This is a genomic window from Candidatus Poribacteria bacterium (assembly GCA_026702755.1).
GTDB lineage: Bacteria > Poribacteria > WGA-4E > WGA-4E > WGA-3G > WGA-3G.
The window spans coordinates 28,781-44,974 of the sequence record JAPPBX010000087.1 but is presented as its reverse complement, the minus strand read 5'-3'; the positions used below and the strand labels follow the sequence as shown (position 1 = coordinate 44,974).

General features: G+C 48.8%; 11 protein-coding genes. 5 read left to right on the top strand and 6 right to left on the bottom strand.

Going from position 1 to position 16,194, the window contains the following annotated elements:
* The first annotated feature begins 23 nt into the window (after positions 1-23).
* From OXH39_16390 to OXH39_16380, 3 genes are all read left to right on the top strand, one after another.
* Positions 24-776 carry a ComF family protein gene (locus OXH39_16390; protein ID MCY3552041.1) on the top strand — a complete coding sequence of 251 codons (753 nt, stop codon included), beginning with the start codon at positions 24-26 and terminating at the stop codon, positions 774-776.
* Positions 777-948: 172 nt separating this feature from the next.
* Positions 949-4,542 carry a chromosome segregation protein SMC gene (gene smc, locus OXH39_16385; protein ID MCY3552040.1) on the top strand — a complete coding sequence of 1,198 codons (3,594 nt, stop codon included), beginning with the start codon at positions 949-951 and terminating at the stop codon, positions 4,540-4,542.
* A 98-nt stretch (positions 4,543-4,640) separates the two neighbouring features.
* The gene (locus OXH39_16380; GenBank protein ID MCY3552039.1) at positions 4,641-5,609 is read left to right on the top strand and encodes a hypothetical protein; all 969 of its coding nucleotides are present in this window, start codon (positions 4,641-4,643) and stop codon (positions 5,607-5,609) included.
* Positions 5,610-5,664: 55 nt separating this feature from the next.
* Here the strand turns inward: OXH39_16380 and OXH39_16375 are convergent, their stop codons facing one another.
* Genes OXH39_16375 through recG form a run of 3 tightly spaced genes read right to left on the bottom strand, consistent with a single transcriptional unit; the run spans position 5,665 to position 9,419 of the window.
* Positions 5,665-5,922, bottom strand: coding sequence for a type II toxin-antitoxin system RelE/ParE family toxin (locus OXH39_16375; GenBank protein ID MCY3552038.1), 258 nt, complete (start codon positions 5,920-5,922; stop codon positions 5,665-5,667).
* Positions 5,922-6,617, bottom strand: coding sequence for a hypothetical protein (locus OXH39_16370; protein MCY3552037.1), 696 nt, complete (start codon positions 6,615-6,617; stop codon positions 5,922-5,924). Before OXH39_16370 ends, OXH39_16375 begins: the two co-directional genes overlap by 1 nt.
* Positions 6,618-6,632: 15 nt before the next feature.
* Entirely contained in the window at positions 6,633-9,419 is a 2,787-nt protein-coding gene (gene recG / locus OXH39_16365) for an ATP-dependent DNA helicase RecG (GenBank protein ID MCY3552036.1), read from the bottom strand.
* 201 nt (positions 9,420-9,620) lie between these two features.
* Between recG and OXH39_16360 the strand changes: the two genes are divergently transcribed.
* On the top strand, positions 9,621-10,457 hold the full coding sequence (locus OXH39_16360; protein MCY3552035.1) for a phytanoyl-CoA dioxygenase family protein: 837 nt from the start codon (positions 9,621-9,623) through the stop codon (positions 10,455-10,457).
* Positions 10,458-10,544: 87 nt separating this feature from the next.
* Here the strand turns inward: OXH39_16360 and OXH39_16355 are convergent, their stop codons facing one another.
* The 3 genes from OXH39_16355 to OXH39_16345 are packed head-to-tail and all read right to left on the bottom strand — an operon-like array spanning position 10,545 to position 14,065.
* Entirely contained in the window at positions 10,545-12,179 is a 1,635-nt protein-coding gene (locus OXH39_16355; protein MCY3552034.1) for a calcineurin-like phosphoesterase family protein, read from the bottom strand.
* Between the two features lie 22 nt (positions 12,180-12,201).
* A complete protein-coding gene (locus tag OXH39_16350) occupies positions 12,202-13,137 on the bottom strand; it encodes a phytanoyl-CoA dioxygenase family protein (protein MCY3552033.1) in 936 nt (311 codons plus the stop codon).
* Between the two features lie 4 nt (positions 13,138-13,141).
* The gene (locus OXH39_16345; GenBank protein MCY3552032.1) at positions 13,142-14,065 is read right to left on the bottom strand and encodes a nucleoside hydrolase; all 924 of its coding nucleotides are present in this window, start codon (positions 14,063-14,065) and stop codon (positions 13,142-13,144) included.
* 658 nt (positions 14,066-14,723) lie between these two features.
* Between OXH39_16345 and OXH39_16340 the strand changes: the two genes are divergently transcribed.
* Complete coding sequence (locus tag OXH39_16340; GenBank protein ID MCY3552031.1) at positions 14,724-15,533, top strand: class I SAM-dependent methyltransferase; 810 nt, start codon at positions 14,724-14,726, stop codon at positions 15,531-15,533.
* Positions 15,534-16,194 lie beyond the last annotated feature (661 nt).

Sequence of the window (16,194 nt, the reverse complement as noted above, 5' to 3'; positions counted from 1 at the left end):
ATTTCATTCAGGTGTTGAATCTGATGAGATCGAAACCGATAGGATTACAGGTACCTTCCCTGTTACGAGACATATTTGAAACTGCCGTTGTTTTCCTTTACCCCGCGGAATGCCGGGTCTGTGAGGAATTTATTGGGGTTACATCCGTGCCTTATATCTGTAATGACTGCTGGCAGGATATTCAATTCCTTGAACCCCCTTGGTGCGATATATGCGGCACGCCGGGCGTGGATGGGCTTTGTGATCCGTGTGCGATCTCCCCGCCGCGTTACGGCAAACTCAGGTCTATAGCATTTTATCAGACAACGCTCCAAGAGGCAATACATCTCTTCAAATTTGAGAAGAAGAAGGTGCTTGCACAACATCTGATTCAACTGATAAACGCACGTATGCCTACAGACTGTAACATGGCAGAATACGACTTCGTTCTGCCCATCCCGATTCATAAGAAGCGTTTACGAGAACGCGGCTTTAATCAGGCGGCACTCCTTGCCAACGCGATTGCGGGAGCAGCGGGTGTACCGGTTCTCACGGACACACTGGTTCGGCATCGGCATACGGCGGCACAGAGTAGTTTGGATAGAGAAGCCCGCCAGCGAAATATCATCGGTGCTTTTGGCATCCGGAACCCGGAGGTTATCCGTGGAAAACGGCTTCTAATTATAGACGATGTTTTCACGACCGGTGCTACCATCCGTGAAGCCGTTAGCGAATTGTGGACTGCCGATCCCGTTGAAATTGACGTTTTGACAGTGGCGAGAACACTAAGGTCGTGAAAATCGTGAAACTTTTTTCACCTATGCTGCGTTTTATACAATGTCCGCCCTCGGACGAAGTTTGCTGGCGTGCCTGTTCTGCATGAGGCGGTCATCGCCTTTGAAAGCTGCACCCTAAAACTGCTTATCATTTAGCTAATTGCCTGAATTTGTAGTGAAGGAGGCTGAACCTTTGCACTTAAACAGCATCAAAATTCGTGGATTTAAGAGTTTCGCCGAAGATGTTGAATTGATACTCGAACCGGGTGTCACTACAATTGTCGGACCCAACGGTTGCGGAAAAAGCAACGTGTCCGATGCCATTCGGTGGGTACTTGGAGAACAGAGTGCCCGCGCCCTTCGGTGTTCCTCTATGCGCGACCTACTTTTCAACGGGGGTGCCAACTTTGCACCCGCACAGAAAACAGAGGTAGCACTCCGTTTTTCAAATAATGGGCTTGCCAATACAGATGCACTCGCACAAGACCCTCCCAACGTTGCCCTTCAGGCTCCCGAAGTTGAGGTATGTCGGCACCTTGGACGCGATGGCGAAAGCCGCTATCTGATTAATCAGAACCCGTGCCGTCTCCGCGATATTAGTGAACTCTTTATGGATACCGGGATCGGCGTTGATGCCTACTCCGTCATGGAGCAGAGCAAGATTGATGTAATCCTAAACGTGCGACCGGAAGAACGCCGCTTTCTATTTGATGAAGTTGCTGGCATTACGAAATATAAACACCGAAAGAAAACAGCACTCCGTAAACTTGAACAGACCGAGCAAAATCTCGTCCGTATCAACGATGTGATTCAGGAGTTACAGCGTGAAACTGAAGAACTCAAACAGCAAGCGGAACAAGCGCAGCACTATAACACACAACAAGCACAACTAAAGCAGTTTGAGTTAAACCTTGCCCACAGGGAATACGATAAACTCCGCATGGATTATAACCAAGCCCAAGCGGACTTGGATGACATTCTCACCAGTGTCGCCGGTGCCTCTGAAACGCTTAAAGCTGCCGAGGAACGCATTGAAAATTCCACAAACCGCCAATCTGAATTGGATGAAGCCATCCGGGACGGACAGACGGCACTTCGTGAGATTGAAACCAACATTGAGCAAATTGAGCGTCAGATCGTTCTTCACAAAGAGCGTCAACTCAACATCCAAAGGCAACGCGAGCGCGCCCTGCAAACGCTTGAGTCCTTGAAAGCACAGCAAACCGCACTGCTCACACAGAAGCGAGAGCGGACCCAAGAGCACCAAAAACTTGAGGCATCCTACAAAATAGAAGAAAGCCGACTGACAGCACGTCAGCAGCTGCTCACACAACTCGCCGAACGTATCACTGCCGCTAAAGAGTCTGTACAAGACGCGCAGACTGTCTTACAGGAGAACGCAACCGAATTGGAAGACCGCGAGCGCAAACGTCTCGCAATTGAGCACGATTTGAATAGTAACGAGGGAAATCTCCATCGCCTCAAAGAAAATACAGAGGCTTTGGAAACCGAACTCAAGACTGCTATTGATGTGCACGCTGCGGTCCAACGCGCCGAAACACAGCTGAAAGCAGAACTCGTTCATATTGAAGCCGAGAGAAATCACGTCGAAACGAATCTGCAGGAAAATCAGGATGCCCTCCGCAAGATTGAAACCGAAATTCAAGGTTTACAGAATACGTTAGGCAGCAACGTCTCACGGCTTAAATCGCTACAGGAATTGCAATCTGCTTATGAAGGATACTACGCTGGTGTTCGGGCGGTAATGCAGGCAAAAACCCGCTATCCCGAGCAGTTTCAGGGGGTCTGTGGTGTTGTTGCTGAATTGCTCGCCACGGACACTGAGTATGAAGTCGCGATAGAGGTCGCACTCGGGAGCGATATTCAGAGTGTTATTACTGAGACTGCTGAGGATGCACAAAGGAGTGTGGCTTTCCTGAAAAAGCATCGCGCGGGTAGGGTGAAGTTTCTACCGCTCGATTTTATACGCGAACGCAGATTCTATGATGAGGCACTGCTCAACGAACCCGGTGTCATCGGCATCGCGCAGGAATTGATTGACTATGACAATGAATATGAACCTGCCATGCAACATCTGTTGGGGAATACACTCGTCATTGAGGATTTGGATGTTGCTGTCGCTCTTACCCGCCAATTCCGCCCGAGGGCACGTCTCGTTACTTTAGACGGAGATATCATTGATACGTCTGGAGCTATCACCGGCGGTCAAACGAATCAGAGACAGAGTGGGTTACTCCGTCGCGCCCGTGAACTCGAAACGCTCGAAAATGAGATCGGGAAATTGACACAGAGCTCAAATCGAAAGGTTGACAAGCGTAAGGCGTACGCCGCCAAAATAGCGGATTTGCAAAAAACGCGGCAGACGCTCACCGCAAAATGGCAAGATAAGCGCGTTGAGAAAGCATCGCTGACGAAGGACATGGAGCAGGCGAACCTTCAGGTTGTCCGACTTGAACAGCAACTTGCCGGGGTTCGGACAGAAAACCGAAACTTAAGCAAAGCCGTCGATGCATCACGAGAGGAACAGCAGGCACTTGAGACTGAAATCACCGAATTGACGCAGAAGAGTACTCGCACGCAACGCTGGATTGAGCGCGTATCCGAACAGATTGAGAGCGAAAACAAGAAACATGCTGAAGTCGCCGGGAGCTGCCAAGAGATGGAAGTCTTTTTGGCAGGGCAGCATCAGAAATTGCAGGGTTTGATGTCCGAGTTAGAAACGATTGAGGATACATACCAACGCGCAACAAAGGATATTGCTGAACAGCAGGCAATTATTGACTCCGATGAACAGACGAAGATTGACCTTGGAGAACAGGTCGCCGCAGCGCAACGCAAATTCCTTAGTTTAGAGGGCGACCGTGCCGAAGCAGAAGCACACGTTGATCAATTAACGCAAGAACGCGAGACGCTCCTTCAAGAGGTAACCGTTCTCCAAAAAGAAATGCGCGCAACCCGTAGAAACTTCGAGAAACAGAACCGAGAGCGGCATAAACTTGAGGTCGCAACGACCCAGCTGGAAATGCGTATAAAATCAGTTTCAACCCGAATCCACGATAAATATCAGGTTTCAATTGATGCACTGCCACCTTTGGCGGATAATGAACAGGCAATGGACGAGATTGATCTGTTGGATAGCGTCGAAAAGTTGAAAGCTGAAATCTCCGCGATGGGCGCAGTAAATCTCAAGGCGATCGAGGCTTACGAAGAACATAAGAAACGCCAAGATTTCCTTGTTTCCCAGCGCACCGACCTCGAAAAATCCATGCAAGCCACCTATCAGGTGATACAGAAAATTAACCAGACCTCAAAGGATGTATTCCTTGAGACCTTTGAAAAGGTGCAGGCGAACTTCCAAGAGGTTTTCGCACAACTCTTCGGCGGCGGCGAAACGGAATTACTTTTGACAGATCCGTCTGAAGTGCTGGACTCGGGGATTGACATTATTGCGCGTCCGCCGGGCAAACGTCCGCAGAGCATCACGCAGCTTTCCGGTGGTGAACGTTCACTCGTTGCCATTGGGCTCCTGTTTGCTGTCTTTAAAATTAAGCCGAGTCCTTTCTGTGTCCTTGACGAGGTTGATGCCGCACTTGACGAAGCAAACGTCCTCCGTTTCACAAACCTTATCCGTGCCTATTCCGAGAATACACAATTCGTTATTATCACGCATAATCGCCGCACGATGGAGATCGCTGACGCGATGTACGGTGTGACGATGGAACAGGCAGGTATCTCGAAAATTGTCTCTGCCAAGTTTGCCGAGTAGCCGTTTCTTCACTATTAAACGTAGGGGTAGGTCTTGTGCCTACCCTGTATCCCGTAGGGGTAGGTCTTGTACCTACCCTGTACCCTTGCGTTATTAAAATGAACAAACTGAATCGTGAGCAACTCACAGTCCTACCGCTCACTGAACGCCGACACAAGATGACGGTGGCGGATGTCTATGCGTTAGATGCAGAACCGCCACCCCATGAAAACCCACACCTCCATACTGTTGCTGATCGTATTGTTGAGGCACACCGCTCCGGAAAACAGGTCATCTGGATGATGGGCGCGCACGTCATGCGGCGTGGTAACTCTCACTTTATCATTGATTTGATGGAACGTGGTATTATCACGCATGTTGCCGCCAACGGCGCGTGTGCCATCCACGACTTTGAACTCGCGCACATCGGGGCAACGCTCGAAGATGTTGAAGACTATATCTGGGACGGTAAGTTCGGCAATTGGGAAGAGACGGGACGCTACCTGAACGAGGCAATTGTTCGAGGGTATCGAGATAAACTCGGTTTCGGGGAAGCGGTCGGTCGATTAATCCAAGAAGGTGAACAGGGTATCTCTTTTCCGCATCGCGATGTGAGCATGTTCGCCGCTGCGTATCGGTTGGGTGTGCCGTTCACCGTTCACAAAGGCATCGGCTATGACATCATCGACCAGCATCCTTCCGCTGATTACGCCGCAATGGGGTGGACGACAGGCGAAGATTTTCTCAGGTTTGCGCACAGTGTCTCACAATTAGAAGGCGGGGTTTTTCTGAATCTGGGTTCCGCTGTCATGGGACCCGAAGTTTATCTCAAAAGCCTCTCAATGGCACGCAACATCGCAATCCAGCGCGGTGAAGAAATTCGGCGTTTCACGACTGCAAACTTCGACCTGATTGATTTCCCCGATTTCCAAGACGAGGGGGAGACCACCGATGCCCACTACTACCACCGCCCCAAAAAGACAATCCTCATCCGCACAGTGAAAGATGGCGGTGAAGGCTACCACATCTCCGGTGATTTCTCAGAGACTGTCCCGCAGTTATACCATTTGATAATTACGTCTCTGTAAATGGGTTATTTGTTGGGTCATTGTTCTGAAGTAAATTACACATTTCACGTCTATGTTAATAAACGCTGCTCCGATGTCTAACTTCGTGAACAACAACTGTCCTTGTTTGTCTATTGAAAGTATACAGAACTCGATAAGCACCAGCAACGCGTAAACGGAACTTACCTCTATGTGGGCCTCGGAGAGCCTCGTGGCGATGTGTATCGCAATTTTCGCATAATACCCTCAGTTTGTCGAGAATTCGCTGTTCAATCGTAGCATCTAAACGGGCAAAATCTGCTTCCGCTTTTGGCATAATTTCCAAACTGTACATTACCACTTCAGTCCTAATTTTTTTGCTACTTCCTCTACCGGAATCGATTTGACTTCACCAGACTCATATTCTGCCACGCTCCGTTCTAACCTCTCAGCCACCTCCGGACGCAATTCCAATCCCTCATCGGGATCATAATAGTAATCCTCAAGAAACTGCTCTAACTCCAGATAGCACACGAAAAACTCAAAAAACGCAGATTTCAACTGATCTGTCATGGCAACCGATGGTGCTGCCTTCTGTAGTTTTGCAACTCGCTCGCGCGCTGCAAAAAGTTCCCAATTCGTAAGCGTTTCCATCAGCGCACGGAATTCGTCATCCGATAGTGCCGATACCTTTATCTCCGGTTGCGGATCGGTGATCAGCGGTCTGTCGCTCATCCGTCGTGCTATCCGTCCTGCAGGCGATGTCTTTCGCACCGCTTCGACGACTATGACGCGCTCTTGTAGCGATGCAAACGTATCACACTCTCGCAATATTGAAACCAGCTGCTCCTCAGGCTCCTCTAACTCAAATGCCAGACCACAGTAGCCTTCATAAAACTCTTGGAACTCAGTTTCCAATGCCTCCCTATCTGTATTCTCGGCAAGCAATGTGACAAGTCGTTCGCGGGATTCAAAGAGCGGACGGTCTACTATCGGCACAAGCCAAGCACTGAACTCTGCATGAGTCATTTTTGTTATGTCGTATGTCATTGGATTCTCCTTTCGCTAACCAACCGACGCTATCTCCAAATTCCCTCGCCAATGTTTCTGTAACATCCGTTTCAGCAATTGATGTACAGGTGCGACTAACGCCGGATCCGCCTTGATTAATAATTCCGCCTCTTTTTTTGCTGTCTCCAGAAGTGTGGCATCGTGGATGATGTTCGCTATCTTAAAGTTCGGGACACCCGATTGGCGAGTGCCGAAGAATTCTCCGGGACCGCGGATATTTAGGTCTGCTTCTGCGATCCTAAAGCCGTTGTTGGTCCGAATCATCGCCTGAATGCGCTGATAGGAATCGTCCCCTTTCGGTATAGCAACGAGATAACACGCCGATTGATGCTCGCCACGTCCGACGCGTCCGCGCAATTGATGCAACTGGGACAACCCAAACCGTTCCGCGTTTTCAATTACCATCAGCGTTGCGTTCGGCACATCAATACCGACTTCAATTACGGTCGTTGAAACGAGGATGTCAATGTTCCGTGCGTTGAAGTTCGCCATGACTTCCTGTTTCTCGACAGATTTCATCTGCCCATGCAAAAGTCCAACGCGTAAGTTAGGGAACACCTCATTTTGAAGGTGCGTTGCCATTTCTGTAGCGGCTTTGAGTTCTTCCAATTTTTCGGACTCTTCGACGAGCGGATAGACGATGTATGCCTGTCTGCCGCGTTGGATCTCCTTCCGAAGGTTACCGTATAACTTTTCTCGGTCCTTTTCCTTTATCCAGTAGGTCTTAATCCTCTGTCTACCCGGTGGCATCTCGTCAATAACGGACACATTCAGGTCTCCGTAGAGTGTCAAGGCGAGTGTTCTTGGGATTGGTGTCGCTGTCATGACAAGCACATCTGGGGCTGGCGGAGGGGTAACCTGCTGTTTCAAATCGCCGTTTCCCGCTTGCGCTTTGTTACGAAGTGTTGCCCGTTGCATCACGCCGAACCGGTGTTGTTCGTCTATGATGACGAGTCCGAGTTTCTGAAAATCCACACCTTCCTGTATCAACGCCTGGGTCCCAACGATGAGGTCAGCGGAACCGTTCGTGATCGCTTCTAATGCCTCTTCACGTTCTGCTTTGGGGAGGTCGCTTTTGAGAAGTACAACGTTTATTTTCCCACCGTCTTCTTCTGCAGTCCCCTTGTTTGTTTTGTGCAGATGCTCAAGCATCTCCGAAAGATTGTAATAGTGCTGCTCTGCGAGGATTTCAGTCGGTACCATTAGTGCGCCTTGATACCCGTTTTCAATCGCACAGAGCAACGCCATCGCTGCGACAACAGTTTTGCCAGAACCGACATCCCCTTGAATCAATCGATTCATGACGTTTTTCTTCCGCATATCGTCCTGGATTTCAGCGAAGACCCGTTTTTGCGCGTTGGTGAGTTCGTAGGGAAGCGATGCGACGAAATCACGTAACAGTGCCGGAACATTTTCTCCTGTTTCCGTTCCAACTTGGAACGCGATACCGTCCTCCGAGGTCCGGTGTTCCTTTTTCATCTCCATGCCGAGACTGAGCAGAAAAAACTCCTCAAAGGCGAGTCGTTTTTGTGCCGCTTTTCGATGCGCTTCTGATGTCGGAAAGTGAATCTCATTGATAGCCGATTGCCTGTCAATCAAGCCTTGACGTTGGCGGAGCGCGAGCGGTAAAATCTCAGGGATCTGTTGTCCATATTCATCAAGCGCGGTACGCATCCACATACGCATCATTTTCGCCGTAAGTTTCGCTGTGAGTGGATATTTCGGAACAATCCGTTTGGTGTGAATCAGACCCTGTGTCTCATCGCTTTCCTCGAACAGTTCAAACTCGTAATCGGTCGCTTGGATTTCATTGTAACGACGCGTGAATTTGCCGCTGACGACAACTTCGGTATCCACTGGAAGCAATCCCTTCATAACGCCGATGCGTCTCCCGAAGTTGACGAGCATGGCGACACCCGTTCCGTCGTAAATTGAGACCTTACCGATGCGTTTTCCCTTTGCAGTTGGAGAAGAGGTATGACTGACGACCTTACCTTGGATGGTCTCCGGTTCATCGTCTTCCCGTCTTCCCACTCTGTAAATCTCTATCATCTTGGAGCGGTCAATATAATCGCGAGGGTAGTATGCGAGGAATTCACCAACCGTTTGAAGATTGAGTTCTTCCCGAAGCATACTGGCGCGGCGGGGCCCGATACCTTTGAGATACTGGAGCGGTTCACCTAAGAAATCGAGTGAAGTGATGTCTGTTCCAACAGGCGTGTCGGGGATCGGCACAGATGCGGTGGCTTCTTCCGTGGGAGTACTCTCTACGTGTTGTGGGGAAGTCTCCACATTCTGAAAAAGGGGCAGGGATTCCCTTTGCTTTGTATCAATTGCTTGTTCTTCTGTCTGTTCCTGTTGTATCGGTAATCTTTCTGGCGGGTTTTCTATTTTTTTAAAGAGCGGCAGCATCTCGGTTTGCTGCCCATTCTTTTTACCACTTGTGCGTTGGGTCGTCGGCTCTGAACGTGTTGGTGGATTTTCTTCAAGACTGGAGATTCGGGATGCTTGCCCAAGGGCATCATTAATCCGTTTCGTTGCCTCCTCAAGTGTGCGCTGCCGTTCAGTAGGCGATAACCCTTTGTAATTTTCAAAGAGGTTCGCCAAACCGTTCAACATCTCTTTCTGAGTTGCGTCCAGAACAAACGCATCTCCATTTTTTACCCATAGTTGAACATAACTGCCCAACCCGTTAACAACGACATCATCCTTGCATCCCTTCCGAAGTTCTTGTTGGAAGGGGCGACGGATGGTAGTAAGAATTTTTGTGAAGTTATCCATACTTTCTCTATCGGTGCTAAATATTGTTATTTTCGCTGGCGAGGTTTCTAACCTCATCCTTTTTAATATTAGACGTAAATTCAGCGAAAACGTTGAGTTTTATTGGCAAAACGGGCTTGACACAGTATCACAATTTGTCTATAATTTCCTTAAAATTAACGGACGTGTTACGTTTGGCTTATTAACAAGGAGCAAGAAAAAATGGTATCTCCATACTTGACGGATGTCCAACGAAAAGAATGGGAAAAAGAGGGATTTCTGATCATCAAAAACGTGCTTTCGTCTGCTGAAATTGAGACACTTTTGACGGCTGTGGATTCAGCAATTGAGACGTATGTCCAAGAAACACCGAGTCTACAAGGCGATAATCCGTTTGGAAAAGGTGCCTATACGATTATCCGTGCGATTGAGCGAACAGATGCTCTCGATCCACTCACCGATCATCCACACACCTTCGGCACGATCCTTTCGCTGATGGGACCCTATCTCCAAATCATGGGAACGCAAATCTACGTTCGGCACCCAGATGTTGACGCTTTGATGGGATTTCATACGGATGCGGGTCCCTCACTTCAACGGATTCATCCGCATCCGGATAGTCTACCCCTCCAATTCAAAATCCAGTTTTTCCTAACGGATCTGACCGAACCAAATCAAGGGAATTTTATGTGTGTACCCGGCAGCCACAAGATAGATTTCCCTGAAAACGGGTTTAAAAAAGGCGAGTATCCCGACGGTGCGATTCAAGTCCTTGCCGAGGCTGGAGACGCGGTCATCTTCCCATGGGCGATGTGGCACGGTGTCGGTCCGAATCGGACGGATCGTATCCGCAAAAGCGTCACCTTCCGTTACGGGCAGATGTGGTCCCGCCCTTACGACTACGACAAACTACCCGCGGACGTTCTCGCACGGATGACACCACGCCGCCGAAGGCTATTCGGCGACATGGGTGAAGACCACCATCCAACCGATTACTTCAAACCGCACGATCAGCTTGAAGTTATTTGCGCTGACGACTGGAATGTCCCACTTCTATGAAGGCATCGCAATCGGTGAATTATCAAAATGTGTAGGGACACCCCTTGTGGGTGCCCACTATAATGATGGTTGAATACTGATACCGGACTACTGCACTCGGATGATTCTGCGTCCTATGAAAATTTGACCGAACATATCAGTTGTACGGACGTAGATAACATGCGTTCCTTTCGGAACGTTCGTTGGGAGCTTCGCTTGCCAGATATGCGTTGACTTTACGATTCCGCTAATCCCTCGTCCCCTTTGTGGCAGTTCACCCTCTTCCTTCAACTGCGCCTTCATTGTTTCTCGAAGGGCGGTATGCAGTCTCCGCTCAAGCTGGTTCGTATCGTCCCGTGCCTTGAGTGCTTTATAGTAGGGGTCTTCCTGAGGCGTATGGGTCATCGGTCTCCATTCCCCAACTTCACCCAAGCGAATTTCAACTGTTGAGCGTTTGGTGCCTCCAAAAACGTTAACGATGACATCTGTTTCGCCGGTTTCTGCTGACGCAACTTCCCAAGGTGACCAGATATTCATCTGATAATCCGCTGGACGACGGGCGGCTTTGAACCGAATTGAATACTGATTGCCACTGAATGTGAAAATACCATATCCATTCGGCGCACCATCTCGCATGGTTGTGTGCGGAATCCCGATTTCATCAAGCGCGCCCCGCCACCAAGACCCTGATGTCGTCGCATGATTGTGGTGATGATGTGGGGTGTCCCCGTGCCAACCGTGCTCCGGTCCAACGAAGTCATCCCGTTGGATGTGCGTGTGTGCTGACAGGGATAACGTATGGGGACGGTCGCCGAGTAGATTCATCAATTGCTTCACGTCACGCATCTCGGTCAACGGAATATGTAGGGATATAACAATAAGCTGATCCTTCGGCACAAAAGCGAGGTCGTTCCGAATGAAGGTCAACTGCTGTTCTCCCACCTCACTCAAGTAGCGAGGGTTGTCTTCTTCATCGCGGTGAAAGTACACATTGTCGATGTTGATGAAATGTACAGGTCCCCAGTCAAACGAGTAGCACGCCGGCCCGTAAACACGTTCAAAGGTCTCATCGGCGTACCGGTCATCCGTAGCGAGAAAGTTCATATCGTGATTACCGTGGACGTTGTACCACGGTATCCCAACGGTAGCCATCACTGCGTTAAGTGGGTGAAATAAATCTAAATCGTCGCCTACCAAATCGCCAAGGCTGATTCCGAGCACCGCATCAGTTCCAATAATTTCCTCAACGACATCATGTGCTAACCACTCAATCTCTTGCATATTATAGGGCTGTGTATCCCCGAAGACGAGTGCCTTGAAGGTATCCGGTTCGGGCTGTTCAGTGAGTGGAAAATCAATTGATGCGGGTAATGGACCGGTTGGTGCGATGCCAGCATACTTCAGTCCTTCTGGTGAACCGTGCGGTTTGTGAATGTAATAAAATCTCGGCAGACGATTTTCATCCACCGGTGTCATAAATCCACGCGGTTTAATGACAAAGAGAATGGTGTCGTCACTGACTGCGAGCGAGTATTGCCCGTTAGCATCAGTTTGGACAACATCCTGTCCATTGGAGACGCGAACCCCAGGCAATCCCTTCTCGGTATCGTCCCTCACTTGGTTTCCGTTTGTATCCAGAAACACAGTACCAGTTGCGGTTGCCTTTTCTGCGACACTGTTTCCAATTGCGTAAAAAATCAAAATGGCGATTAAAGCCACAAATCTCCACTGTTTGTAAACCATGCCAATCCTCCTTGTAATCCCATTATTCCAATCCCCACTCCTGGCGGAGTTCCTCTATCGGTTTGTAACTTGCGCCTTTGTTGTAGAAATTACCGAGCCAACTGCCGTCTTCACGGAAAAAGAAGCGGTCATCTTTCTCTTCGCGAGCGAGTTGGTATCGCGTATCGATGCTGATACGATAGCGGTCAGAGCGATTCGGGGCACTGCTGTGCATCATGTAAAGTCCAAAGATAATAACATCCCCCGGCTGAAAATGCGCTGTTGCCAACGTGAATCCGAATTTCTCAACCATCTCACGTGGATCGGTGCTAAACACGGCTTCCGTCAAATCGCGGTCCATATCGGTCGCGCCGTAGGTGGACTTTAACCGATCGTGCCGATGGGAACCGAGACAGATGACGAGGGGTCCATTTTCCAAACCAATGTCCGTCAATGCGCTCCACATCGTGTACCGGTTCTGTGTGCCGCGCCCAACGTAAACGCTATCGTAGTGAAAATGGTTATGTCCACCCTTCGCCATGCAGCGAAGCCACCGTTTATCAAACGTAATGACGGGACCCCCGAGAAATTCTTCGTAGAACTGCATCGTTCGCTGGCTATCCACAACATCAAGAATCGGTTTGGCATGCGCCACCTCGGTCTGCCGAAAGAAGCTAAATGTCTGGTTCGCTTTGCCGATGATACCCTCTTCAACCGAAGTATCCGGCTTTAACCCACCGTTTTGCGCAATCGCTTGCAAGGTCCAATGTGCTGCTTTCTCCGCATCCTTTCGCGGATGGAACCCTCGAATAAAGAGGTATCCATTCTCACACATCTTTCTGTGCAATGCATTCGGATTGTTGAGAAGTGAGCTGGAATCTACTAATTCGACGATCTCCGCACCAAAGTGAAAACGGTGCGCTCCGAATTCAAAGGATGTTCCCGCTGGGATCTTTTTCGGTTTATTCAATGTTGTCATATCTTTAAGCGGTATGGTGTTGCAATTTTTCAAACAGATCCCTGAAAATAGCGTCCCGATTCACACTCGACGCAACACGCATAAGATGACGACTGTTATCAAAACTCCATGTCGCTGCTTCCGTCAAGATGGGACTGTGAACGATTTCTGTCGGTACCCACGTTGGATTGATGAGGTAGGCTGTCGCAGATATATCCCATATCACTTTTGACCAAGCGAAATGGTCGCTTGAGTAGTCTTTGAAGATTTCCACGAGGTAATCTCCGACTTTGCCTCTACCCTGCACATAGCGTTCCATCTCAGCAACCGTCGTGTGTAGATGTGAGACGACCCCGCGTGCTGGTAGCCAAACGAAAGGCACACCGCAGTCCAAAACCACTTGCGCACTCTGAAGGTCTTGCATAAGGTTGAACTCGCGGGTGTGTGGCCAGTACAACGGATTGCCGCCAAGCCAGATAACGACAATGCGTTCGATAATTTCGGGTTCTATTAGAATAGCAGAGGCGACATTTGTTATTGCACCGACAGCGGCGACGTAAAGCGGCTCTTCTGTACTACTTGCCATTGCCCGTTCGATCATATCAGTCGCTGCATCGCTCGGAACAGGGGTCTCTCTATCGGAAATAAACGCTCTGGAGCCACGGTAGGCGAAGCCGTCGGCGGAGACATCGAGGAACTCTAAAAGCCGCAGGATTTCATCGTAGCTTTTCTCCATCCCATCTTCCGCACTATTTGAGCGGTTATTATGGAAAGGTACGGCGTAGAGTGCCTCAACGTTGAGATGTTCAGGCGAGAGCAGCGCGTGAACGACAGCAAATTGGTCGTCGATTTCGTTATAGGTGTCAGTGTCAAGCACCATGCGCACTTGCCCCGTCGGCGGTTGGAGCATCTCAATACGTCTCGACTCCGACAGCGTTGGAAAATTCATAAGCAATGTGACCTTGTGAAATACATATTTGCCTTAGTATATCACATCCACAAAAAGATAGGAATTGATTATTAGCCCAAGTCAGGGCTATTTATTGAAACTTCATCAAACCTCGCCAGCGGGGGTGAGGCGTTTTGTGTTTTCCAAAGTCCCCTCTTACTTTTGGGTTTTACTATAGTTTTCAGTTATCGGTTATCAATGGATCCACGTCATCTGCTACATCTCAAGGAAGCGCACAGAAAAGCGTTGGGGTTCACTGCAGGACTGATTTACTTGCGCAACTTCATTAGGTACCCCTGAAAAAGTGGTAAGATTGGGCAGGATTTGGAAAGTGTTTCGCCAATCGCGCGGTAACGGTTATAGTAAGTCCTATTTAAAAGTCCTATTAAAAAAATTTGACAATTTTTGCATTTTATGGTAAATTTTATATGACGCTGATTTCATGCTGAAGCACATCTGCTAATATCGTGTGAATCGCGTCAGGGGCAGCTCCCCGTTTTCGGGGTGCGCAGCAGGCGTTCCAAGCACCTGCCACGCGTAACACTGCCATAAGTACACTATAGCAGCGCTGGTTTCTATTATAGCAAATAACGGGTTTCCGTTGTGTGTTATTTATGGGGACCAGCCCCTACAGAAGGAGTGCCTAAGACCTTTTCTCATGGCAGAAACAACAGATCCAACCCAAAAAGCGAATCATCCATTCTACTATCAGTATCGCGCCGTCTATGAATACGCAACGCAATTCACACAAGCGCAGCGCGTCTTGGACCTCGGATGTGGCGAAGGATACGGCGCACACCTATTGGCACAACACGCAAAACAGGTCGTCGCCGTTGACAAAGACAAAAAGACCATCCAACAAGCAAAGCAGAAATACAATCTCCCCAATCTCGATTTCTACATCCAAGATGTCTCACAACTTCACAAATATTTTCCTTATACGTTTGATGTCGTCTGCTGTTTTCATCTCATTGAATACCTAAGAACTCCCGAGTATTTCTTGGAGGAAGTCGCCAAACGCTTGGTCCACCCCGCAGCAGTGCTTCTCATTTCAACACCGAATCGATATTCTCCACTTCGGGAGTCTACAGGTCTCCAATCGCCCCATCACGAATGCGAATACAACGCCAGCGAGTTCCGAAATCTTCTTTCAATGAATTTTAGAGATGTGACGCTCTATACACTCCAAGGGAGTTCAAAAGTGCAGCAATTTCAAGAGATCCGGGCACAGCACCTCCAACAGATTTTCAACTATGATATCCTAAAAATGCGGTATTGGCTCCCCAAGCCACTCTTACGACTGAGTTCTGATGTCGGGGGGACGTTATTAAAATCGTTCATAAGTGCCACGCATGACGACTTGACGCATAGCATCACGACCGCCGATTTTCAGGTCACCGAGGTACAACTCTACACAGGTTTAGACTTAATCGGAGTCTGTCGAATCCCCTTCGACACGCTTGAATAAAAACCTATACCTCACCCAAGTTGCTACTAACAAATATTAGGACGTTTTATAACCCAAGTTGCTACTAACAAATTTTGAACGTTCCAACGAGGGGTTTAGGTATTTTCCCCACCCCAGCGGGGTGGTATATCTATAGAAACCGGGGTCCACAACCTCTTGCTCCAGCGGAGTGCTATGTGCACAAACAGGTGGCAACTTAGGTTTTTATAGTAAAACAGGAAAATAAAAGGGCACTTTGGAAAACACAAAACACCTCACCGCTGCTGGCGAGAGTGTTTTTGCTGGGTGTCTTTGCTTGGGTGTTTCTGCAAATTTCTTCAGGATGTCTATAGCAACGCGATATCCCCATCTTTTAGCCCCAGCGGGGCGATATGTGTGTAGTTAGCAGAGCAGTAGGATCCAATAGCGGATTTATTCGTCGTCCCTTTATACTAAGGTTTGGACAATTTATAGTAAGGATCGAAACATGTATACAGGTTTTCAGGAATGCAAACGCTCATCGCCGCTGGCGAGGATTGTATCCTCGCCTTCCCGTAATCGCCAAATAATACGCTCCCTTTACCATAAGTGTGTTTGATGCACAATGTTCAAACCTTTGATATTTTTTTCGAGTTTCTACGCGAGCGTAACTCGTAGAAAAAACATCTCATCGGTTTCCAAG

Coding starts and splice junctions, on each gene's coding strand:
- OXH39_16390 (MCY3552041.1), top strand. CDS start 24: ATGAGATCGAAACCGATAGGATTACAGGTACCTTCCCTGTTACGAGAC.
- OXH39_16380 (MCY3552039.1), top strand. CDS start 4,641: ATGAACAAACTGAATCGTGAGCAACTCACAGTCCTACCGCTCACTGAA.
- OXH39_16375 (MCY3552038.1), bottom strand. CDS start 5,922: ATGTACAGTTTGGAAATTATGCCAAAAGCGGAAGCAGATTTTGCCCGT.
- OXH39_16370 (MCY3552037.1), bottom strand. CDS start 6,617: ATGACATACGACATAACAAAAATGACTCATGCAGAGTTCAGTGCTTGG.
- recG (MCY3552036.1), bottom strand. CDS start 9,419: ATGGATAACTTCACAAAAATTCTTACTACCATCCGTCGCCCCTTCCAA.
- OXH39_16360 (MCY3552035.1), top strand. CDS start 9,621: ATGGTATCTCCATACTTGACGGATGTCCAACGAAAAGAATGGGAAAAA.
- OXH39_16355 (MCY3552034.1), bottom strand. CDS start 12,179: ATGGTTTACAAACAGTGGAGATTTGTGGCTTTAATCGCCATTTTGATT.
- OXH39_16350 (MCY3552033.1), bottom strand. CDS start 13,137: ATGACAACATTGAATAAACCGAAAAAGATCCCAGCGGGAACATCCTTT.
- OXH39_16345 (MCY3552032.1), bottom strand. CDS start 14,065: ATGAATTTTCCAACGCTGTCGGAGTCGAGACGTATTGAGATGCTCCAA.
- OXH39_16340 (MCY3552031.1), top strand. CDS start 14,724: ATGGCAGAAACAACAGATCCAACCCAAAAAGCGAATCATCCATTCTAC.